The following is a 20,045-nucleotide window of genomic DNA, read 5'->3' on the forward strand; positions in this document are numbered from 1 at the left end:
TCCTCAGAACAGATGGCGTGCGACGAACACCGTCGCGAAGCCGGCGGCCATGAACAAAGCCGTGGCCACGGCCGAGCGCCAGGACAGCCGCGACAGGCCGCAAACGCCATGGCCGCTGGTGCAGCCGGCGCCATAGCGCGTGCCGACGCCCACCAGCAGGCCGGCCAGCAGCAGCAGGCCCCAGCCCGCGTCGATGCGCGGCCGCAGCGGCGCCGCGAAGGCGGCGTAGAGCCAGGGCGAGACGGCCAGGCCGGCCACGAAGGCCAGCCGCCAGCCGCGCTCGCCCGGCGTGCGCCGCAGCAGGCCGCCCAGGATGCCGCTGATGCCGGCGATGCGCCCGCCCAGCAGCACCAGCAGCGCCGCCGCGCCACCGATCAGGAGCCCGCCCGCCAGGGCGCCTCCCGGCGTGAAGACCGTCCAGTCCAGGGTCATGTTGCCTCCTCCTTGGGGCAGTAAAGCGTGTAGAGGGTGCCCAGCAGCGCCAGCAGGCGCTCGTCGGCCACGCGATAGAAGACTTTCTTGCCCTCTCGCCGCGTCTGCACCATGCCCTCGCGGCGCAGCACGCCGAGCTGCTGGGACAGCGTCGGCTGGAAGATGCCCAGGGCCTGCTCCAGCTCGCTGACGCAGATCTCGCCCTGCGACATCTGGCACAGCAACAGCAGCCGCTCCGGGTTGCCCAGCGCCTTCAGCGCGGCCACGGCCTCACCCGCAGCCGCGCGCAGCAGCTCGGGGTTCAGCGACGTTGGCCTGGACATGACATTCATTATACATATCAATATAATGAAAACATCCAAGCCCTACACGGAACACCCGCATGAGCGCCGCCATCCAAGCCTTCCATGACCCCGCGACGGGGACGGTCAGCTACGTCGTGCACGACCCGGCCACACGCCAGGCCGCCGTCATCGACCCGGTGCTGGACTACGACGCGGCTGCCGGCCGCACCGCCACGCGCTCGGCCGACACCCTGCTCGCCCACCTGCGCGCGCATGGCCTGACCTTGCAGTGGATCCTGGAGACACATGCACATGCCGACCACCTGTCCGCCGCGCCTTATCTGAAGCGGCAGGCGGGCGGCCGCATCGCCATCGGCGAGCACATACGAACGGTCCAGGCCACGTTCGGCCGCTTCTACAACCAGCCCGTGGCGGAGGACGGCTTCGACCAGTTGCTGCGCGACGGCGAGACGCTGCACATCGGCCACCTGGCGGTGACGGCCCTGCTGGTGCCCGGCCACACGCCAGCCGACCTGGCCTACCACGTCGAGGATGCCGTCTTCGTCGGCGACACCCTGTTCATGCCCGACCTCGGCAGCGCCCGCGCCGACTTCCCCGGCGGCGACGCAAGCCAGCTCTACCGCTCCATGCGGCGCCTGCTGGCCCTGCCGCCCGAGACCCGGCTGTTCGTGTGCCACGACTATCCGAACGGCCGCGAGGCGCGCTGGCAGACGACGGTGGCCGAGCAGCGGGCCGGCAACATCCATGTGCGCGACGGCGTCACCGAGGCCGCCTTCGTCGCCATGCGCCGTGCCCGCGACGCGACGCTGGGCGCGCCGGCGCTGATCCTGCCGGCGCTGCAGGTCAACATCCGCGCCGGCCAGATGCCCCTGGCCGAGGACAACGGCGTCAGCTACCTGCGCATCCCGCTCAACGCCCTGCCGAACGCCGGCGACCGGTGACCCCACCCCCCTCGAATTCGGGGCCGGATGCCAGCGAAGGGCTCGTTGTGTTCATGGCCGGCATCGTAGAAACTGCGGCCCGGCCGCGACATGGCCACTTGAAGGTCTAACCTACCTGTTGGTTTGACATTCAAGCCTCTTCCAACACGATGACGGGAGTTCCATGGCCCTTGAGCTTGATCAGCACGACCACCGCATCCTGGCCGAACTGCAGGCCGATGCCCGCCTGACGATGGCCGAACTGGGCCGGCGCGTGCACCTGAGCCAGCCAGCCGTGACGGAGCGCGTGCGCAAGCTTGAGGACAGCGGTGTCATCCTCGGCTACCGCGCCCTCGTCGACGGCGCCAAGCTGGGCTATGCCATCCGCGCCGTCATCCGCATCGAGGCCATGGACGAGGCGCGGATGCTGCATGCGCTGGACGCCAGCCCCGAGGTGCTGACGGCCTATGACGTGACCGGCGAGGACAGCTGGATCCTGGAGATCGCCGTGCGCGACGTGGCCCACCTGAAGACCGTGCTGTCGCGCTTCGGCCATCAGGCCCCCACGGCCATCATCCTGCGCGCGCTGCGCGAGCATGCCCCGCTGCAGCCGCTGCCGGCGGCACAGCCCGAGCCGGCAGCACCGCTGGCCCGGAAGAAGCCGCTCGGCAACGAGGCCTGAGCGCCGCCCCGGCGGCGCGGCTTACTTCGCCAGCAGCGCGTTGATCGCGCCGAGGTCCTCGGCGCGCAGCTGGCCCGAGGCCTGGCGCAGCTTGAGGCTGTTGACGACGACGTCGTAGCGCGCCTTGGCCAGGTCGCGCTGCGTGGTGTAGAGCTGGGTCTGGGCGTTCAGTACGTCCAGGTTGACGCGCACGCCGACCTTGTAGCCGAGCTGCGTGGCTTCCAGCGCCAGCTTGGTGGACGCCTCGGCGGCCTCATAGGCATTGACCTGGGCCTTCAGGGACTGCACGCCGAAGAAGGCGCGGCGCGTGGCCTCCGCGACGCTGCGACGCGCGAAGTCGAGGTCGTTGCGGGCCTTCTCTTCCAGCACCAGGGTTTCCTTGATGCGGTTCTGCGTCAAGCCGCCGGTGTAGATCGGGTAGGTGAAGGTCAGGCCGATGCTGGCCGACTTGGTGGTGCCGACGCCCGCCGAGATCGCCTGGCCGCCGCTCAGGCTGCTGTGCAGGTTCTGGCCGCCGAGGGTGGCGCTGGCGTCCAGCGTGGGCTTCTCGCCGGCGCGGGCGATCTGGGTATCGAACTGGGCCACTTCGAGACCCAGGCGCGCCTTGCGGATGGCGGGATGCTGGTCGTCGCCGGTGGCGACCCAGGTGTCGACGTTGTCGCTGGGCAGCGCCGGCAGCGCCACCGGCTGGGCCAGGCCCTTGGGCTCGACGCCGACGCGGCCGACGAACTGGTCCAGCGTCACGCGCTTGACGCGCAGGTCGTTGTCCGCAGCCAGCTCCTGCGCGACGGCGAGGTCGTAGCGGGCCTGGGCTTCGCGCGTGTCGGTGATGGTGGCGGTGCCGACCTCGAAATTGCGCTTGGCAGAGGCCAACTGCTCCGAGATGGCGGCCTTGTTGGCGCGCGAGGTCGTCAGCGTGTCCTTGGCTGCCAGCACGTCGAAATAGGCCGTGGACAGGCGGACGATGAGGTCTTGCTCGGCGGCCTCGAAGTCGGCCTGGGCGGCGGCATAGCCGCGGCGCGCCTTGTCGATGGTGGGCCCGTTGGCGGCGTTGTAGACCGAGTACTTGCCCTGCAGACCCGCTGTCAGCGTCGTGGAGTTCACGGCGCCCGTGCTCGGCGGCTCGGTGCGGGATTGCGTGCCCGTGGCCTGCAGGCCCAGCGTCGGGCGCAGCAACGCCTCGGCCTGCGCGGCACGCGCGGCCGCCGCGTCGGCGCTGGCGCGGGTGGCCAGGAAGGTCGCGTCATAGCCCCTTGCCGCGTCATAGAGCTCTTGCAGGCTTTGTGCCTGTGCCACGCCGGCGAGCAGGAGGCCGGCCGCGACGGCCAGCGGTTGCAGGATCAGGCGAGGTGCTTGGGCGAGGGGCATGAGTTTCCTTGGCTGGAGCAATGAATTAAGCAGCGGCCGGGGTTATAGATGCAAAGTCCGCCGGTGACTGAAGCCATGTGACGACCTGCGCCCAAAGGGGGGCAAGCGGCGTTTTATGGCGACGGACTGCATCAGGTCAGAAGCTGAACGCGGGCGCCTCGGCGAAGCCGGGCAGACGGCCGGCCACCGTGTCGAACAGCTCCACGGTGCGGAAATCGCTCGCGCCGGTGCGCGTGACCAGCACGGCGCGCATGACCGGCTCCGCGCCGACGATGGCCGCCAGGCGGCCGCCCACCTTGAGCTGGTTCGCCAGCACCTGCGGCACGGCCGCGACCGAACCCGACAGCAGGATGACGTCAAAGGGCTCTTCCTCGGGCAGGCCGGCGGCGCCGTCCTGGTTGAGCACGGTCGCGTTCAGCACGCCGGCACGCTTGAGGTTGGCCTGGGCCTGGGCGGCCAGGCCGGCGTCGGCCTCCAGCGCGATGACGCGCTGGGCCTTGTGGCCCAGCAGCGCGGCCAGGTGGCCCGTGGCGGCGCCGATCTCCATCACCTTCTCGTGGCGCTGCACCTTGAGCTCCTGCAGCAGGCGAGCCTCGACCTTGGGCGCCAGCATGCGGCGCGTGGCTGTCAGCGGCAACTCGGTGTCGACGAAGGCCTGGGCCCGGTGGGCCTCGGGCACGAAATCCTCGCGGTGCACGACGCGCAGCAGCTCCAGCACGCTGGGGTCGAGCACGTCCCAGGGGCGGATCTGCTGCTCGATCATGTTGAAGCGGACTTGTTCGAGATTCATCTTGTTCTCCGGAGCGCGATACGGCGGGGGACTGAAAAGCAAAATTCTAGGTGCCCTGCGGCCCGGCCAGCAGGCCGTGCAGCAGGAGCGCGATCTGGGCGTCCAGCAGCGCCTCGTCGCCCATGCCCTCGTGGCAGCTGTCGTGTTCGCCGAAGGAGTGCTCGTGCAGCAACAGGTGCAGCATGGGCGCGATCAGCATGTGCACCGTCGCCTCCACCGGCACGGCGCGGAACTCGCCGCTGTGGATGCCGCGCATGACCAGGCCACTGATCAGGCTCTGCGAGGGGCGTATGACCTCGTCCACATAGAAGCGCGCCAGCTCGGGGAAGTTGCGCGCCTCGATCATCATGATCTTGCAGACGACGCCGGCGTTGCCATGGCCCACCTTGGCCCACCAGGCCTGCATCATCTGGCGCAGCAGCTCGGCGATGGGGCCCTGGTACTGCGCGGCCTGGGCCGCCGACTCGGCGATGTGTACGGACAGGTTGTCGCGCACCATGGCCTTGAACAGCTCGTCCTTGCTCGGGTAGTAGCGGTACAGCGTGCCCTTGGCCACGCCGGCGCGCGCGGCGATCTCCTCGCTGCGCGTGGCGGCGAACCCCTTCTCGACGAAAAGCGCCAGGGCGGCGTCGAGCAGCTCCTGTGGACGGGCGTCCTTGCGGCGTTGGCGTGGGGGGGGCGTGGCCAAGATGTCGGAGTTAATGACCGAAGGGTCAGTAATGTAGCCGGCGCTGCCGACGGGCGGCAAGAACCCGTGGCTACACTGCGCTGCTTTGTTCGCCCCTGGAGCCGTTACGTGGATGTCATCCTGCTGATCAAAGCCGCCATCATGGGCATCGTCGAGGGGCTGACAGAGTTCCTGCCGGTGTCGTCCACGGGCCACCTCATCCTGACCGGCAGCCTGCTGGGCATGACGGACGCCAAGTCCAAGGTCTTCGACATCGCCATCCAGAGCGGCGCCATCCTGGCCGTGGTCATCGTCTACTGGGCGCGTATCCGCGAGGCCCTGGGCGGCCTGGGCAGCAGCGCCAAGCAGCGCCGCTTCGTCGGCAACGTCATCATCGGCTTCATCCCGGCCGGCGTCATCGGCCTGACGGTCTACAAGATGATCAAGGCCCACCTGTTCAACGCGCCCGTCGTGGCGGGCGCCTTCATCGTCGGCGCCCTCATCATCCTGTGGGTCGAGAAGCGGGCCAAGCCCCAGGCCCGCGTGCAGAGCGTGGACGACATGACGCCGATGGACGCGCTCAAGGTCGGCTTCGTGCAATGCCTGGGCATGATCCCCGGCACCAGCCGCTCGGGCGCCACCATCATCGGCGGCATGCTGCTGGGCCTGTCGCGCAAGGCCGCGACCGACTATTCCTTCTTCCTGGCCATCCCGACGCTGATCTCGGCCGGCGGCTACAGCCTCTGGAAGGAGCGCCACGCGCTGTCGCTGGCCGACTTCCCGATGTTCGCGGTCGGCTTCGTCGTCAGCTTCCTGGCCGCCTGGGCCTGCGTGCGCTGGCTGCTGCGCTACGTGTCCAGCCACACCTTCGTGCCCTTCGCCTGGTACCGCATAGCCTTCGGCATCATCGTGCTCGCTACCTGGGTGACGGGTACGGTCATTTGGGCCGACTGAGATAATTCGGGCATGGCCATCACGATCAAGACCGCTGCCGACGTCGAGGGCATGCGCATCGCCGGGCGCCTGGCGTCCGAAGTCCTGGACATGCTCACGCCGCACGTCAAGCCGGGCATCACGACCAACGAGCTGGACCGGCTCGCCCACGACTACATCGTCAACGTGCAGCAGGCCATTCCCGCGCCGCTGAACTACTGCCCGCCGGGCTACATCCCCTACCCCAAGTCGATCTGCACGTCGGTCAACCAGCAGGTCTGCCACGGCATCCCCAACGACAAGCCGCTGAAGAACGGCGACATCGTCAACATCGACGTCACCGTCATCAAGGACGGCTGGCACGGCGACACCAGCCGCATGTTCGTCGCGGGTGACGGCTCCATCGCGGCCAAGCGGCTGTGCGCCTTCACCTACGAGGCGATGTGGAAGGGCATCGCCAAGGTCAGGCCCGGCGCGCGCCTGGGCGACATCGGCCATGCCATCCAGACCTTCGCCGAGAACGCCGGCTTCTCCATCGTGCGCGAGTTCTGCGGCCACGGCATCGGCCGGGTCTTCCACGAGGAGCCGCAGGTGCTGCACTACGGCCGCCCCGGCACGCTGGACGAGTTGCTGCCCGGCATGATGTTCACCATCGAGCCCATGATCAACGCCGGCCGGCGCGAGATCAAGGAACTGGGCGATGGCTGGACCATCGTCACCAAGGACCGCTCGCTGTCCGCGCAGTGGGAGCACACCCTGCTCGTCACCGAGACCGGCTACGAAGTCATGACGCTGTCGGCAGGTAGCCCGCCGCCACCGGCCTTCATCACGCAGGCTGCGGCCGCCACGGCCTGACGCCGTGGCCACGCTTGCCGAGCTCCGCCAGCGGTTCAAGGCGGGCAAGCAGACGCTGATCGACGACTTCCTGGCCGCACGTCCCACCCAGGCCGGCGCGCAAAGCCTGCTGCGCCGCCTGGCCCGCCAGGTCGACGACACGCTGCGCACGCTGTGGTCGCAGGCCGGCATGCCGGCGGGCACCTGCCTCGTGGCCGTCGGCGGCTACGGCCGAGGCGAGCTGTTCCCGCATTCCGACGTGGACGTGCTGGTGTTGCTGCCCGACGGCGTCGAGGCCCATGTGCCCGGCCCCGTCAAGACGGCCATCGAGGGCTTCATCACGGCCTGCTGGGACGTCGGCCTGGAAATCGGCTCCTCGGTGCGCACGCTGGGCGAATGCCTGTCCGAGTCGCAGGGCGACGTGACCGTCCAGACGGCCCTGCTCGAAGCCCGCGCGCTGGCCGGCGAGGCCAGGCTGTTCCGCCTGCTGTCCGGGCGCTTCATGCAGGCCATGGACGCCAAGGCCTTCTTCCGCGCCAAGACGCTGGAGACGGTGCAGCGCCACACCAAGTTCGACGACACGCCCTACGCGCTGGAGCCCAACTGCAAGGAAAGCCCCGGCGGCCTGCGCGACCTGCAGATGCTGATCTGGCTGGCCCGCGCGGCCGGCCTGGGCAAGACCTGGAAGGCCCTCAGCGCGCGCGGCCTCATCACGGCCTTCGAGAGCCGCCAGCTGCAGCGCAACGAGGGCCAGCTCAAGCTCATACGCGCGCGCCTGCATGCGGTGGCCGGCCGGCGCGAGGACCGCCTCGTCTTCGACCTGCAGACCGCCGTCGCGCAGAGCTTCGGCTTCGTCGCGACCGACTCGGTGCGCGCCTCCGAGCTGCTGATGCGGCGCTACTACTGGGCGGCCAAGGCCGTCACGCAGCTGCACCAGATCCTGCTGCTGAACCTGGAGGAGCAGATCAACGGCTCCCAGCAGGGCCTGCTGCGCCCCATCGAGGGCCACCCGGAGTTCCTGGACCGCGGCCGCATGCTGGAGGTCGCCGGCGACGACCTCTACCAGCGCGACCCGCACGCCATCCTGCGCACCTTCCTCGTCTACCAGCAGACGCCCGGCATCAAGGGCCTGTCGGCGCGCACGCTGCGGGCCCTCTACAACGCCCGCGGCCTGATGGACGCCGCCTGGCGCCGCGACCCGGTCAACCGCGCCACCTTCATGACCATGCTGCGCGCGCCCGAAGGGCAGACGCATGCCTTCCGGCTCATGAACCAGACCTCGGTGCTGGGGCGCTACCTATGGGTGTTCCGCTCCATCGTCGGGCAGATGCAGCACGACCTCTTCCACGTCTACACCGTGGACCAGCACATCCTGATGGTGCTGCGCAACGTCAGGCGCTTCTTCATCCCCGAGCACGTGCACGAGTACCCGTTCTGCTCGCAGCTGGCCGCGCAGTTCGACCAGCCCGAGCAGCTCTACATTGCCGCCCTCTTCCACGACGTGGCCAAGGGCCGCGGCGGCGACCACTCCGAGCTGGGCGCCATCGAGGTCAAGCGCTTCTGCCGCCAGCATGGCCTCGGCCCGGCCGACACGGCCATGTGCGTCTTCCTCGTCGAGCACCACCTGACGATGTCGCGCGTGGCGCAGAAGGAGGACCTGTCCGATCCCGAGGTCATCGCCGCCTTCGCCGCCAAGGTGGGCGACGCGCGCCGCCTGACCGCCCTGTACCTCCTGACGGTGGCCGACATCCGCGGCACCAGCCCCAAGGTCTGGAACGCCTGGAAGGGCAAGCTGCTGGAGGACCTGTACCGCATCACGCTGCGCGCGCTGGGCGGCGCGAAGATCAACCTGGATGCCGAGATCGAGGCGCGCAAGCAGGAGGCCCGGCAGGACCTCGCCCTGCACTCGCAGCTGCCCGGCACGGAGGAGCCGCTGTGGAACCGGCTGGCCGTCAGCTACTTCGCGCGCCACGAGGGCGCCGAGCTGGCCTGGCACGCGCGCTCGCTGTGGCGGCATGTGGACACGCAGGTGCCCGTCGTGCGCGCCCGCCCCTCGCCCATCGGCGAAGGCCTGCAGGTGCTGGTCTACGCGCCCGACCAGCCCGACCTGTTCGCGCGCATCTGCGGCTACTTCGATGGCGCCGGCTTCAGCATCCTCGACGCCAAGGTGCACACGACGCGCAACGGCTATGCGCTGGACACCTTCCAGGTCATACGCCCCGAGGCCGACGTGCACCACCGCGACCTGGTGCCCCTCGTCGAGCAGAAGCTCGCCGCCACGCTGCAGGCCGGCGGCCCGCTGCCCGAGCCCCGGCGCGGCCGGCTGTCGCGCCGCGTCAAGAGCTTCCCCTATTCGCCGCGCATCTCGCTGCGCCCCGATGAGCGCGCCACCGCCTGGCTGCTGACCATCTCGACGAGCGACCGCGCCGGCCTGCTCTACGCCATCGCCCGCGTGCTGGCCCGCCACGGCATCAACCTGCAGTTGGCCAAGATCTCCACGCTGGGCGAGCGCGTGGAGGACACTTTCCTCGTCGACGGTCCGGCGCTGCAACAGAACAAGGCCCAGCTGCAGATCGAGAGCGAGCTGCTTGACGCGGTCTCCCTGCCGGCATGAGCGCCGCGCCGGGCCGCCCCAGGCAAGCCCGCTCCCGCCCTGCGGGACAGCGAGCTGCACGAACGGTGCATCCATGAACTACACCATCAACATCGACGATGCCATCGCCGAGCTCGACCGCTTCGACGCCCTCCTGGACGTGCGCTCGCCGGGCGAGTTCGCGGAGGACCACCTGCCCGGCGCCCAGAACTGGCCCGTGCTGGACGACGAGGAGCGCCGCGTCGTAGGCACGCTCTACAAGCAGGACCCGCATGCCGGCCGCCGCCTGGGCGCCACGCTGGTGGCGCGCAACGTCGCGCGGCTGCTGGAGGAACGCACGGCTGACCTTCCCAAGACCTGGCGGCCGCTCGTCTACTGCTGGCGCGGCGGGCAGCGCTCGCTGTCGCTGCACTGGTTCCTCGGCCAGATCGGCTTCCGCTCGCGCCAGCTCGTGGGCGGCTACAAGGCCTACCGCGCCCAGGTGCGCGACGACCTCGAACAGCGCCCCGCCGACTTCCGCTACCGCGTGCTGTGCGGCCTCACCGGCTGCGGCAAGACACGGCTGCTGCAGGCGCTGGCCGCCGAGGGCGCGCAGGTGCTGGACCTCGAAGGCCTGGCCGCGCACCGCGGCTCGGTGCTGGGACACCTGCCGGACCGCCCCCAGCCGACGCAGAAGGGCTTCGACACGGCGCTGTGGGTGACGCTGCGCCAGCTGGACCCCGCGCGGCCCGTCTTCGTCGAGAGCGAGAGCCGCAAGATTGGCCGCATCGCCCTGCCCGCCGCGCTGCTGGCGGCGCTGCACGGCCAGGGCCGGCCGCTGTGGATAGATCTCCCCGAGGCCGCCCGCGTCGAGCTGCTGCTGCAGGACTACGCGCATTTCGCCGCCGCCCCCGAGGCCTTCTGCGCCGCGCTGGAGGACCTGGTCGAGCTGCGCGGCCGCGCCCGCGTGGCGGCATGGGCGGCGCAGGCACGCTCGGGCGACTGGGCTGGCGTCTTCACGGCGCTGATGCGCGAGCACTACGACCCCGGCTACGCCGCGTCCCTGCAGCGGCATTTCCCGGCCGTCGCCGGCACGGCGCCGCTGCAGCTCGCCGACGCCCGGCCCGACACGCTGCGCGACGCCGCCCGGCACCTGATCGCCACGGCTTGAGATGCATCAAGGCGCGCGCCGCCCAGGCCCGGCACACTCGCTGCCGCCATGCCCAACCGCTACAGCGAACAGGCCCTGAGGGAATCCCGGGCCTTCGGCGTCCGTTCCATCCCCGTGCTGCGCCCGCTGGGCTGGCTCTCGCGCGGCTGGCGGGACCTGTGGCGGGCGCCGCTGGCCTCGCTGGGCCAGGGCCTGGCGATGGCACTGTTCGGCGCGCTGCTATTCGCGCTGGCGCGTGAGCGCTTCTGGCTGCTTGCGGGTGCCTTCAGCGGCTTCCTGATCGTCGCGCCCATCCTGGCCACCGGGCTGTACGCCATCAGCCGCGAGCTGGACCGTGGCGGGCGGCCCGGCTGGCACACGGTGCGCGACGCCTGGCGGCCGCGCGACGGCCGGCTCATCGTCTTCGGCGTGCTGCTGGCCTTCGCCGGCACGGGCTGGGTGCTGTGCTCCGCGGCCTTCGTGACCGGTTTCGCCGCCGATCCCATCCACAACCCGCGCGACTTCCTGCTCAAGGTCGTGCTGAACGACGACTCCCGGCTGTTCGAGACCTGGCTGATGCTGGGCGCGGTGCTGGCCGCGCCGGTGTTCGCGTCCACCGTCGTCGCCATCCCGGCGCTGGTGGACCTGCCGCCGGGCAGGCTGGGCGTGCTGGGCGCCGTGTTCACGAGCTGGCGCGTCGTGCTGGAGCACCCCGCACCCATCGCGCTGTGGGCCGCCCTGCTCATCGCGCTGACGCTGGTCGGCATGGCCACCACGCTGCTGGGCCTGGTGCTCATCCTGCCCTGGCTGGGCCACGCCAGCTGGCACGCCTACCGCGACCTCGTCACCCGCAGGCCCGACTGACATGGACCGCCGGCCCCCACGTTCACTTCGCCCACGCCCCCTCGCGGGGGGGCGGCAGCGCCGTCGGGCGGCCGGGCGGCGCTGACCATGTGGGGCTATACCGAAGCCGAGATCGCGCAGTTCGGCCTGACCTTCGGGGTCTCGGCCTTCATGCTGTACATGGTGTTCATCATCCTGCAGCTGGCGCGTGAGTCCAAGGCGGGGCGCTTCGGCACCTTCGTGCTGCTGCTGGGCCTGGGCTTCGGCCTGGTGGGCTTCGCCGCCAAGGGCGTCATCAAGCTCTTCCTGTCGGGCGCCATCGGCTGACGCCGGCCGGCGCCCGGCCGTCAGGCCAGGTCCGCCGCCAGGCTGGCCAGCGTCTCCGGCACGATCTGCACATGCGCCGGGTAGTGGGTGTGATCGCAGCCGAGCTTGACGCCCGCTCCCGCCTTGACGGCCTGGCGCATGGCCGGCGCCAGCTCGAAGCGCACGAAGTGCACGGCCGAGGTCTTCTCCTCGTTCTCACGGTCGAGGTCCTCGTCCGCAACGGCATAGACGCGCGGCTGGCCCTCCACCTCGACGAACAGCCGGTCCTCCACGCCGATGAGCCTTGAGAGCTCGCGGCGGCGCTCGTTGGGGTCGGGATACTCGATGAGCAGCGTCGCCTTCCAGTTGCCGCCGTCGGGCACCAGCGGCGCGTAGGCATCGATCTCGCCCTGAATACCCTCCTCCTCGAAGATCTTCTCGATGCGCAGCATCTCCTGGATCTGGTAGCGGATGCTGCGCTCGTCCTCGAACTGCAGGTTCAGGTGCTCGCCCAGCCGCACGCTGCGCAGGCGGCGGTGGGCGACGATGGCCGGCTTCTCGGCCTTGCGGAACTTCGCATAGGCCTCCAGCGTCATGAGGCTGTCTATCGTGATCATGGCAGTCCGTAGGCGGTGCGCATCAGCGTCAGCGGATGGGCCAGGGCCTTGGCCGGCGTGCCGGCCTGGGCCATGCCCTGCGCGATGTGGTGGCCGGCCAGCGCGCAGTCGCTGGCGATGACGTCGGGCTCGTCCCTGGCCATGGCCTTGAAGACGGGCTTGCCTATCTTCATCGCCACCGGATGGGTGCGCGTCTTCACGCCATAGGTGCCGGCATGGCCCGAGCAGCGCTCGACGGTGTTGAGCTTGACCTCCACGCTCTGTGCGATGAGCTTGAACATTTCCTCGGTCTTGCGGCCCATCTTTTGCACGCGGCCGTGGCAGGGGACGTGGTAGCTGACCTTGCCCAGCGGCTGCTTGAAGTCGGTTCTCAGCAGGCCGTCCTTGTGGCGGGCGACGAGATACTCGAACGGGTCCCACATCGCCTCCTGCACCTGCTTGACGGCCTCCTCGTCGGGAAACATCAGCGGCAGCTCCTGCTTGAACATCAGCGTGCAGCTCGGGATGGCCGACAGGATGGCGAAGCCGTCGCTGGCATAGGGCGCCAGCACGGCGATGTTGGCCGTCTTGTGCTGCTCCACCGCCTCCAGGTCGCCCAGCTCCAGCTTGGGCATGCCGCAGCAGGACTCCTTCTCGACGATGACGTAGGGAATGGCGTTGTGCTCCAGCAGCTTGAGCAGGTCCAGGCCGATGCCGGGCTCGTTGTAGTTGACGTAGCAGGTCGAGAAGATGGCCACCTTGCCCGGCGTGCGCTCGCCGTTGGTGACGACCTGGGTCGAGGCCGCGGGCGCGCTCCAGCGGAAGCGGTGCGACGCCAACTCGGGCAGCCAGGCCTCGGGATGGACGCCGAGTTGCCTGTCCAGCAGCCTGCGCGCCAGCTTCGTGCGGTTCACCGCGTTGACCGCCTGCACGACGACGGGGATGCCGGCGAACTGGCCATGCACGTCGGTGGACGCGAGGAACCTCTCGCCAGCGCCGACCTCGCCCTTGCGGAACTTGATGGCCTTGGCCCGCAGCATCGTGTGCGGGAAGTCCAGGTTCCACGCATGCGGCGGCACATAGGGGCACTTGGTCATGTAGCAGAGGTCGCAGAGATAGCACTGGTCGACGACCTTCCAGAAATCCTGCCGGTCCACGCCGTCCAGTTCGCCCGTCTTGCCCTCGTCGACGAGATCGAACAGCGTCGGGAAGCTCTGGCACAGGCCGACGCAGCGGCGGCAGCCATGACAGATTTCGAAGATGCGCGCCATCTCCTGGACGCAGGCCGCCTCGTCGTTGAACTCGGTGCTCTTCCAGTCGAGCGCGTGCCGCGTCGGGGCTTCGAGATTGCCTTCTCTGCTGCTCATCCTCGCTCCTGCCCAATAGGCCGGCGACCGCTGCGCCCAGCGGCCGCCCGGGGGACTTCAGTCCACCAGGGCGTCCAGCGCCTTCTGGTAGCGGTTGGCGTGGGAACGCTCGGCCTTGGCCAGCGTCTCGAACCAGTCGGCGACCTCGTCGAAGCCCTCGTCACGAGCCGTCTTGGCCATGCCCGGGTACATGTCGGTGTACTCGTGCGTCTCGCCGGCCACGGCAGCCTTCAGGTTGTCGCGCGTCGCGCCTATGGGCAGGCCGGTGGCGGGGTCGCCCACGGCCTCAAGGAACTCGAGATGGCCATGGGCATGACCCGTCTCGCCCTCGGCCGTGGAGCGGAACAGCGCCGCCACATCGTTCTGCCCTTCGATGTCGGCCTTGTTCGCGAAATAGAGGTAGCGGCGATTGGCCTGGGATTCACCTGCAAAGGCGTCCTTCAGGTTCTGCTCGGTCTTGGATCCTTTCAAGCTCATTGCAGTCTCCGTTGGGGGTGGGGAGTGGCGACGCTACTCCCCCGCCGGGGCGCGTAGCCAATCGATACCTTCAATGCAGACCATAGCAAGCTGCTATGCCTACCCCAGCCGTCAAGGGCCGATGGCGGGCGCGGTTGCCGGCTATACTTTCTTCGCCACGTGGGGGGGTAGCTCAGCTGGGAGAGCGTCGCGTTCGCAATGCGAAGGTCGGGAGTTCGATCCTCCTCCTCTCCACCACCGATACCCAAGGGGGTGCACCGAAAGGCCGCAACCCCTTGTTTCTTCTAGGGTTCCTTGTCCGACAAGGACTTGGGAGCAGCGGCCGAAGCAGCGGACCGTGTAACCTGGGCGTGTGACACACACTGCCTTGAAACGCTTCCCTGGGGTCACCCGCCGCTGACACCTTAGTTGCCTCGTTGCTGAACGAGGGAGCTCCCGCGCACGCAGGCCCGTCTCTGGGCCTCATCGCACCTTCTGGACCGAGTCAGGCTGGGGCGGCCGCTCACCGCCACCGTCGCTAGGGCAAGACCAACTACTCGATCCGTCGGCCTACTTCTGCCAAGCGCGCTCGGAGCCGAGACAGGCCTTTGAGAACCTCATCGCGGTTCTTCGCCGATTTGATCCAGAAGGGGATCCGCGAAACGGTAGCGGGGCGAGAACTCGGGAATGGCTGCTGTCATTCATCAGCGGTATGGAACGTCCCGGCGCATCATGTCACGATCGCTGTTCAAGCCGCGACGGCACGACCGACATCGCAAATATCGCGTCGTCGAGACCAGCCGCGCTCCTGAACCAGAGCTGGATGTCCGATTGGTCTGCGACAGGCCGTTCTGCAGGCTTCCCGAGAAGATGGGCAACTTCAGCGCAGGGCTCTCGCGCCAGACGCCGAAAGGTCTCCTCAGACCTTCAGCTTCATTCCGGCGATCTTGCTTGATGCAATCAGGTCGCGGACGATGCTCGCCGACGCTTCTACCGTTGCTACACCGATGTTGGAAGCCACGGACACGATCCGGTACTTGCCATTCGCCGCCGACTTTCCGACTTCGGCCTCAACTTCCTTGTTGAAGGCCCGCTCCCGTGCCCCGCCGGCGCGGTTTGTAACAGGCAGCTGACCGAAGCCAGAACCCCTCGTATCAAACTTCACCATCACCACCAACGGATCGGAACCAGCCTTCTTGATAGCGGTCCGAACCTTGGGGTCGATCTGCTTTGCAGCGACAGTTCTTACGGGCTTCGAGATGCTCGTACCGGTTGCCTTTGTGCGCTTGCGCACAGTCGCCACCGCAGTACCCGAGGTACCGGGCAGGGCTGCTGCTGCGACGGTTTTTGGCATACCCGAACTATACGGCAGCCAGCAAAGCACTGCCATCCACGATCCCGGCGCCTCCGCGGGTAGCATCCCAATTGCCGGGCTGCCGGGCATGGGCCTTGAGCAGCGCTTTCAGCTCCAGCGGCGTCAGATCGGGCGCCCGCGCCCGGAGCAGCGCCAGAATGCCAGCCACATGGGGCGCGGCCATCGAAGTTCCGGTGGACCACGCGAAGTCGTCGCCCTTCCCTGCGGACAGTACGTTGAGCCCTGGCGCGCAGATGTCCGGCCGGGCGTTCCTTCGGACCGTCGCGCTGCCACTGAACGCGCAAACCTTGCCTCTGCCGTCAACAGCTCCCACCGCGATCACGCTTGCGTAGTTGCCCGGGCTAGACGATCTCAATGCGCCGTCGTTCCCCACGGCTGCCACCACGGCGATGTTCTGGTCGATCAGCTCACCGATCACGCCCAGGTAGGAGTCGTTGTACTTGGCGTCACCGAAGCTGAGATTCAGCACATGGGGCCGCTCACCGACGATCCAGTTGAGCGCGTTGACAACGAGCTGGTCTTGATCACCCTGTTTCGTGATGCCCGGAAATATCTGCACGCTGACCAGCCTGGCGCCAGGTGCAATGCCAACCTGCAGGCCGTCCACGTCGCCACCCACCAGCGTGCCAGCCGTGTGGGTGCCATGGTGGTCAGCATGCCCGTCGAGCGGCTTGGCGCGCTTTTGCAGGACGCCGTCCTTGCCGAAGGCGGCGTACTTGAACCGCCGACTCGCGCGCAATTCCGCGAACGCCGGATGGTCTGCATTGATGCCGGTGTCGAAGTGACCGATGGTCGTGCCCTTGCCCCACAGGTCAGCATCCCAAAGGTCAGGAACGCCGACGCGTTGCAGGGACTTCGCAGGCCCTTCGACCAGGTCAGCCGGTGCCGCCGCCCGGTATTGCATCGGCACGATCAAAGGCAGGAACCTTGGCATCGGGATGACCTTGCGGACGCCGCTTACCTGGCTGATCTTGTCCAGGTCGTCGGGATCGACGGAAGCCATGACTGCGCCAAGGTTCTCCAGCAGGACGCCGCCTCGCTCGCCATCGCTCACGTTGACCGCGAGAGGCTGCAGGCCGGCAGCCTCCCTGCTCGATCGTGCACCCGGGTCCTGCAGCAGCGACTTCGCCTCATGATGGACTTCCTGGGTCCGCTCCTTCAACGTCTTCAGGTTGGCATCGAGGGCCAAAGGTACCGGCCCCTGCTGAGTCGGCTTGTCGACCAACACCAGCACACCGACCCGCTCGCCACGCTGGGCGGCCCGGGCAACGACGGGATCAATACGAGCGGCCATGGCTCACTCCGTGAAGAGGTCCGACGGGCGGCGCAGGCGCCGGTAGACGTCGATGGCGTTGAACGCAAGAGGTGCCAGGCGGTTCGCGCGCTTGCCGGCGTACACATCGACATCCTCTTTGGCCAGGTCGCCAAAGGAAAGCCCCGTCTGCGCCGCCAACTCGGCCACTGTCGTCTGATAGCCCTGGATGGCCTCGGGCACCGTGCCGAGCTCGACCGCAAGCGGTTGCACGCCCTTGGCCTTGATGAGCTTTGCAACGGCCTCATCCTGCTTAACGAAGAAGGCCAGTGACTTCAGCTTCGGATTCCCCGTGCCGACGGTCCAAGCGACGACCTTCCAGAACGCCAAGGGGATCTTGAGCTTCTTGTACGTGGGATCGGCATCCGTGAACAGGCAACCCGAAAACACACAGATCTGCTGGTCGTTGGCGTTCGCAGTGTCGAGGACGTGCTTCTCGATCTTTCCCCACCACTGCTTGTTCAGCGCCGGAATCTGCGGCGAACAGTTCGAGAAGTGAAATGAGTCGGCCTCGCCACGCGCAGCCTCGTCGTCGTCCGCTCCCCAGGCGGGGTCGAGCCGCCGAACGAGATGCCCGCGCTCGAAGCCTGAAGTTCGGTAGAACGTGTTCGTGACCTGATATGGCTTGAACGCTCCTTTATCTCGGTCGTCCGTCCACCAAGCATCGGCGGCTCGATTTGCCAGGCGCTTCTCGTTGGCGCCGTCGATGTTGACGGCCGTCCAGAACGCAAGCCTGCGGTCGGGGTTCAGCAGCACCGAGAAATGTTCGTAGGCAAGAACGCCCAGCGTGGCCTTCCTCTTCAGCTCCTTGCTGAGCTTAGGCACTGGGACCTTGATACCAAGGAAGTCCGGGTCATAGCCTGCCCGGTTCGCATAGTCCGGATCCAGTGCCACCCAGGACAAAGGGACGATCTTCTTGGTCGCCATAGGTGCTCCTCCGCTGTTGTTCAGCCACCCTTCCTCAAATGTTGGCACAGGGCAGCCGAAGCCGGTGACCGAATGCCATAGCGTTTTCACGGGCTGTGCGCTCGAACTGGCCGCTAGCCAGACGCCATTGAAGCCGCTGTTCTGACGAACGGCTGCTTCTATGAGGACTGTTTTGTCAACCCGATTTTCATTGGTCATGGCGGAATTTGAGGCCGAGGTTCGATCGCAATCGTCGGCGGGATTGATCTGAGGTCGGGGACTGAAGAGGGATCGAGCTCTTGCTCGATAAAACTTCTATCCGTGCAGGGCTCTGAGGCCCAACACCACATGCTGCATGCGCGCCAGGCGCACTGGCAATCCCCGGTTACCGACGCGCCCCTTCTTTCGGGACGGTCACCCTGCGGTGACCCGCAGCCGTTACGGGCGCGTTGACCTTTGATCATTTGGCGGACTCTGCAATCGGTGCGCCGGAATTACGCGGGAGCCGAGATAGGCTTGAGCTGGGCGCCGGCGGGGATTTCGCCGTATTTCGTGTAGCGCCACAAGGCAATGGCCAGGCGCCTGGCCAGGGCCACGATGCCGACGCGCCGCAGGCGTGCGCCGGCGCACGCGAAGCGCCGGTTGAACCACTGCGTCAACTCGCTGTCGGGCTGCAATTTCAACCAGCCCCACGCGAGCTCAGTGAGCAGGGCTCGGACGCGGCGGTTGCCCGCTTTGCTGATGCCTTGCTCGCGCTCGATGCTGCCACTGGCATGCGGCGTGGGCACCAAGCCCAGGCTGCTCGCGAGCTCGCGCCGATTGGCGAACTGGCGCCAGCCGAAGACCTCCTTGACCAGGATCCAGGCTCCCTTGGGGCCGACGGCGCGCAGTCGCATCAGTTGTTCGACCAGGGGATGCTTGCCGTCGGCGAGCTCACGACGGTGCGCCGCTTCGATAGCCCGCACTTGCTCCTTCACCAGCTTCAGGCGTTCGCACTCCCGCTCCAGCTCGGCGCGCAGCAGCGTCGGCACCTGGTCGCGATGCGCGTTCCACCACCGCGCCCAATCTCGCCCCCCGATGACGATGCCAGGCCGCAGGTTGTGCAACACCAGCAGCGAGCCGATGCGGTTCGTGTGTGCGATGCGCTCGTGCGAGAGTCGCTGCAGTTCGCGGTGCTCGCGCCGCGCATCTTCGTCTTCCGCGCTGGGCTCGTGGAGCACAGACCACACGTGCTCGCCGTGGTGATGCCGGATGAGCAAGGCGAGCAGCTTGTCGGCGTCCAGCCGATCGGTCTTGGCTTGCCGCGCACGTCGATTGACTTCGATGCTCGAAGGGTCCACGACGATGTTGTCAACACCGAGATCGCACAGCCATCGATGGAGCCACCAGCCATCGCGGCCCGCCTCGTAGACGCTGTGTACGAGGGCTCGATCGGCCAGCTTGAAGCGTTTGGCGGCCTTGATGATGCAGTCGGCGGCTGCGACTGGGTCACCGGCCGCCACAGTGTGTCGGCTCACGCCGTCGCGGCCATCGCTGACGCTGATCTGCCACTTCTTGTCGCCCAGATCGAAGCTCATGTACAAGGCTGTACTCCGAGTCGTATCCTTGCCTTGTAGGACTGCTGAGGACTTGGTCATTTCCATACTCCTTGACAACGAAGATTTGGAAATTCGTTTGTAGCTCAAGGGGAAACCTGAGCCGTCCTACATAGCATCTATGCGTTCCCAGCGGGGTTAGAAATCGCGAAGAACATACCGCGGACGCCCTGGGCTGATCTCGGTGGCATATGCCGACTGCCGCTGAGCTGCGATCGCGAGGATCGAACTCGGTGGGAATTTACGATCCATTTTTTTGCAGTAACTAGCGCAGTAACCGTCGCGTTCAGAAAACGCATATGCAGTAACCATGCGGCCTAGACGGGTGTTTTCGATCCTCCTCCTCTCCACCACTCATCAGAAGGGTTGCCGCCGAAAGGTCGCAACCCTTTGTTTTTGCTGGGTTTCATAGGAGAAAATACCCAGCAATGAAGGTGTCCAAGACTGTGCCAGCGTCAGAGCAGTGTGTAAGAACTGCTGACATGAAGCGGCTCTTTGATCGTTAGTTAGTGACAGGCTCACGCCCTGAGCCAGCCGGCCACCAGACTGGTCGCACGAGCCCCATGTGGAGGGCCGCTGGAGCTGGCGATGGACGCGAAGGAATTGAAGCAGTGGCTGAGTTCGGTGTCGCGGCTG

At 67.5% G+C, this 20,045-nt stretch carries 20 protein-coding genes and 1 tRNA gene; 9 read left to right on the forward strand and 12 right to left on the reverse strand.

Annotated features, from left to right (window positions below):
* Nucleotides 1–3 precede the first annotated feature (3 nt).
* Both JOY88_RS09515 and JOY88_RS09520 read right to left on the reverse strand, forming a co-directional pair.
* Nucleotides 4–432, reverse strand: a complete 429-nt coding sequence (locus JOY88_RS09515; RefSeq protein WP_293502021.1) for a YeeE/YedE family protein — start codon at nucleotides 430–432, stop codon at nucleotides 4–6.
* Entirely contained in the window at nucleotides 429–755 is a 327-nt protein-coding gene (locus JOY88_RS09520; RefSeq protein WP_293502022.1) for an ArsR/SmtB family transcription factor, read from the reverse strand. Before JOY88_RS09520 ends, JOY88_RS09515 begins: the two co-directional genes overlap by 4 nt.
* Before the next feature lie 59 nt (nucleotides 756–814).
* Here JOY88_RS09520 and JOY88_RS09525 point away from each other — a divergent pair, with 59 nt between their 5' ends.
* Both JOY88_RS09525 and JOY88_RS09530 read left to right on the forward strand, forming a co-directional pair.
* Nucleotides 815–1,678, forward strand: coding sequence for an MBL fold metallo-hydrolase (locus JOY88_RS09525; RefSeq protein ID WP_293502023.1), 864 nt, complete (start codon nucleotides 815–817; stop codon nucleotides 1,676–1,678).
* 163 nt (nucleotides 1,679–1,841) lie between these two features.
* Nucleotides 1,842–2,339: an Lrp/AsnC family transcriptional regulator gene (locus JOY88_RS09530; RefSeq protein ID WP_293502024.1), complete on the forward strand. Its 498-nt coding sequence runs from the start codon at nucleotides 1,842–1,844 to the stop codon at nucleotides 2,337–2,339.
* Nucleotides 2,340–2,360: 21 nt separating this feature from the next.
* Here JOY88_RS09530 and JOY88_RS09535 read toward each other — a convergent pair whose 3' ends face one another.
* The 3 genes from JOY88_RS09535 to JOY88_RS09545 all read right to left on the reverse strand — a co-directional run bounded on the left by JOY88_RS09535 (nucleotide 2,361) and on the right by JOY88_RS09545 (nucleotide 5,185).
* Entirely contained in the window at nucleotides 2,361–3,707 is a 1,347-nt protein-coding gene (locus JOY88_RS09535; protein WP_293502025.1) for a TolC family outer membrane protein, read from the reverse strand.
* A 136-nt stretch (nucleotides 3,708–3,843) separates the two neighbouring features.
* Complete coding sequence (locus tag JOY88_RS09540; protein WP_293502026.1) at nucleotides 3,844–4,497, reverse strand: protein-L-isoaspartate O-methyltransferase family protein; 654 nt, start codon at nucleotides 4,495–4,497, stop codon at nucleotides 3,844–3,846.
* A 46-nt stretch (nucleotides 4,498–4,543) separates the two neighbouring features.
* The gene (locus tag JOY88_RS09545; RefSeq protein ID WP_293502027.1) at nucleotides 4,544–5,185 is read right to left on the reverse strand and encodes a TetR/AcrR family transcriptional regulator; all 642 of its coding nucleotides are present in this window, start codon (nucleotides 5,183–5,185) and stop codon (nucleotides 4,544–4,546) included.
* A 108-nt stretch (nucleotides 5,186–5,293) separates the two neighbouring features.
* On the opposite strand from JOY88_RS09545, the gene JOY88_RS09550 reads away from it, so the two are divergent.
* From JOY88_RS09550 to JOY88_RS09575, 6 genes are all read left to right on the forward strand, one after another.
* The gene (locus JOY88_RS09550) at nucleotides 5,294–6,118 is read left to right on the forward strand and encodes an undecaprenyl-diphosphate phosphatase (RefSeq protein ID WP_293502028.1); all 825 of its coding nucleotides are present in this window, start codon (nucleotides 5,294–5,296) and stop codon (nucleotides 6,116–6,118) included.
* Nucleotides 6,119–6,130: 12 nt separating this feature from the next.
* Entirely contained in the window at nucleotides 6,131–6,952 is an 822-nt protein-coding gene (map, locus tag JOY88_RS09555; RefSeq protein ID WP_293502029.1) for a type I methionyl aminopeptidase, read from the forward strand.
* 4 nt (nucleotides 6,953–6,956) lie between these two features.
* The gene (locus tag JOY88_RS09560) at nucleotides 6,957–9,545 is read left to right on the forward strand and encodes a [protein-PII] uridylyltransferase (RefSeq protein ID WP_293502030.1); all 2,589 of its coding nucleotides are present in this window, start codon (nucleotides 6,957–6,959) and stop codon (nucleotides 9,543–9,545) included.
* 73 nt (nucleotides 9,546–9,618) lie between these two features.
* The gene (gene mnmH, locus JOY88_RS09565; RefSeq protein ID WP_293502031.1) at nucleotides 9,619–10,674 is read left to right on the forward strand and encodes a tRNA 2-selenouridine(34) synthase MnmH; all 1,056 of its coding nucleotides are present in this window, start codon (nucleotides 9,619–9,621) and stop codon (nucleotides 10,672–10,674) included.
* Nucleotides 10,675–10,722: 48 nt separating this feature from the next.
* Nucleotides 10,723–11,517, forward strand: a complete 795-nt coding sequence (locus JOY88_RS09570; protein ID WP_293502032.1) for a DUF2189 domain-containing protein — start codon at nucleotides 10,723–10,725, stop codon at nucleotides 11,515–11,517.
* An 87-nt stretch (nucleotides 11,518–11,604) separates the two neighbouring features.
* Nucleotides 11,605–11,823, forward strand: a complete 219-nt coding sequence (locus tag JOY88_RS09575; RefSeq protein WP_293502033.1) for a DUF2788 domain-containing protein — start codon at nucleotides 11,605–11,607, stop codon at nucleotides 11,821–11,823.
* A 20-nt stretch (nucleotides 11,824–11,843) separates the two neighbouring features.
* Here JOY88_RS09575 and JOY88_RS09580 read toward each other — a convergent pair whose 3' ends face one another.
* From JOY88_RS09580 to JOY88_RS09590, 3 genes are read right to left on the reverse strand one after another with little or no spacing between them, the layout of a single operon-like run.
* Nucleotides 11,844–12,419 carry a DUF3501 family protein gene (locus tag JOY88_RS09580; RefSeq protein WP_293502034.1) on the reverse strand — a complete coding sequence of 192 codons (576 nt, stop codon included), beginning with the start codon at nucleotides 12,417–12,419 and terminating at the stop codon, nucleotides 11,844–11,846.
* Nucleotides 12,416–13,765, reverse strand: coding sequence for a (Fe-S)-binding protein (locus JOY88_RS09585; RefSeq protein WP_293502035.1), 1,350 nt, complete (start codon nucleotides 13,763–13,765; stop codon nucleotides 12,416–12,418). The genes JOY88_RS09580 and JOY88_RS09585 overlap by 4 nt, the downstream gene beginning before the upstream one ends.
* Nucleotides 13,766–13,822: 57 nt before the next feature.
* Entirely contained in the window at nucleotides 13,823–14,242 is a 420-nt protein-coding gene (locus JOY88_RS09590) for a rubrerythrin family protein (protein ID WP_293502036.1), read from the reverse strand.
* 161 nt (nucleotides 14,243–14,403) lie between these two features.
* Here JOY88_RS09590 and JOY88_RS09595 point away from each other — a divergent pair.
* Nucleotides 14,404–14,479, forward strand: a tRNA-Ala gene (locus tag JOY88_RS09595).
* A gap of 661 nt (nucleotides 14,480–15,140) precedes the next feature.
* On the opposite strand, the gene JOY88_RS09600 is transcribed toward JOY88_RS09595, so the two are convergent.
* The 4 genes from JOY88_RS09600 to JOY88_RS09615 form a co-directional block, all read right to left on the reverse strand.
* On the reverse strand, nucleotides 15,141–15,575 hold the full coding sequence (locus JOY88_RS09600; RefSeq protein ID WP_293502037.1) for a hypothetical protein: 435 nt from the start codon (nucleotides 15,573–15,575) through the stop codon (nucleotides 15,141–15,143).
* Nucleotides 15,576–15,582: 7 nt separating this feature from the next.
* The gene (locus JOY88_RS09605; protein WP_293502038.1) at nucleotides 15,583–16,890 is read right to left on the reverse strand and encodes a S8 family peptidase; all 1,308 of its coding nucleotides are present in this window, start codon (nucleotides 16,888–16,890) and stop codon (nucleotides 15,583–15,585) included.
* Between the two features lie 3 nt (nucleotides 16,891–16,893).
* On the reverse strand, nucleotides 16,894–18,033 hold the full coding sequence (locus JOY88_RS09610; RefSeq protein ID WP_293502039.1) for a DNA/RNA non-specific endonuclease: 1,140 nt from the start codon (nucleotides 18,031–18,033) through the stop codon (nucleotides 16,894–16,896).
* 275 nt (nucleotides 18,034–18,308) lie between these two features.
* Nucleotides 18,309–19,451: an IS110 family RNA-guided transposase gene (locus JOY88_RS09615; protein WP_524539206.1), complete on the reverse strand. Its 1,143-nt coding sequence runs from the start codon at nucleotides 19,449–19,451 to the stop codon at nucleotides 18,309–18,311.
* Nucleotides 19,452–20,045: the final 594 nt, after the last annotated feature.

This window comes from Roseateles sp. (assembly GCF_019237615.1).
In the GTDB taxonomy this organism is placed as follows: domain Bacteria; phylum Pseudomonadota; class Gammaproteobacteria; order Burkholderiales; family Burkholderiaceae_C; genus Pelomonas.

Excerpts from the sequence above, each read along its gene's own strand:
- JOY88_RS09515 (WP_293502021.1), bottom strand. The coding sequence starts at position 432 with ATGACCCTGGACTGGACGGTCTTCACGCCGGGAGGCGCCCTGGCGGGC.
- JOY88_RS09520 (WP_293502022.1), bottom strand. The coding sequence starts at position 755 with ATGTCCAGGCCAACGTCGCTGAACCCCGAGCTGCTGCGCGCGGCTGCG.
- JOY88_RS09525 (WP_293502023.1), top strand. The coding sequence starts at position 815 with ATGAGCGCCGCCATCCAAGCCTTCCATGACCCCGCGACGGGGACGGTC.
- JOY88_RS09530 (WP_293502024.1), top strand. The coding sequence starts at position 1,842 with ATGGCCCTTGAGCTTGATCAGCACGACCACCGCATCCTGGCCGAACTG.
- JOY88_RS09535 (WP_293502025.1), bottom strand. The coding sequence starts at position 3,707 with ATGCCCCTCGCCCAAGCACCTCGCCTGATCCTGCAACCGCTGGCCGTC.
- JOY88_RS09540 (WP_293502026.1), bottom strand. The coding sequence starts at position 4,497 with ATGAATCTCGAACAAGTCCGCTTCAACATGATCGAGCAGCAGATCCGC.
- map (WP_293502029.1), top strand. The coding sequence starts at position 6,131 with ATGGCCATCACGATCAAGACCGCTGCCGACGTCGAGGGCATGCGCATC.
- mnmH (WP_293502031.1), top strand. The coding sequence starts at position 9,619 with ATGAACTACACCATCAACATCGACGATGCCATCGCCGAGCTCGACCGC.
- JOY88_RS09570 (WP_293502032.1), top strand. The coding sequence starts at position 10,723 with ATGCCCAACCGCTACAGCGAACAGGCCCTGAGGGAATCCCGGGCCTTC.
- JOY88_RS09575 (WP_293502033.1), top strand. The coding sequence starts at position 11,605 with ATGTGGGGCTATACCGAAGCCGAGATCGCGCAGTTCGGCCTGACCTTC.
- JOY88_RS09580 (WP_293502034.1), bottom strand. The coding sequence starts at position 12,419 with ATGATCACGATAGACAGCCTCATGACGCTGGAGGCCTATGCGAAGTTC.
- JOY88_RS09585 (WP_293502035.1), bottom strand. The coding sequence starts at position 13,765 with ATGAGCAGCAGAGAAGGCAATCTCGAAGCCCCGACGCGGCACGCGCTC.
- JOY88_RS09590 (WP_293502036.1), bottom strand. The coding sequence starts at position 14,242 with ATGAGCTTGAAAGGATCCAAGACCGAGCAGAACCTGAAGGACGCCTTT.
- JOY88_RS09600 (WP_293502037.1), bottom strand. The coding sequence starts at position 15,575 with ATGCCAAAAACCGTCGCAGCAGCAGCCCTGCCCGGTACCTCGGGTACT.
- JOY88_RS09605 (WP_293502038.1), bottom strand. The coding sequence starts at position 16,890 with ATGGCCGCTCGTATTGATCCCGTCGTTGCCCGGGCCGCCCAGCGTGGC.
- JOY88_RS09610 (WP_293502039.1), bottom strand. The coding sequence starts at position 18,033 with ATGACCAATGAAAATCGGGTTGACAAAACAGTCCTCATAGAAGCAGCC.
- JOY88_RS09615 (WP_524539206.1), bottom strand. The coding sequence starts at position 19,451 with ATGACCAAGTCCTCAGCAGTCCTACAAGGCAAGGATACGACTCGGAGT.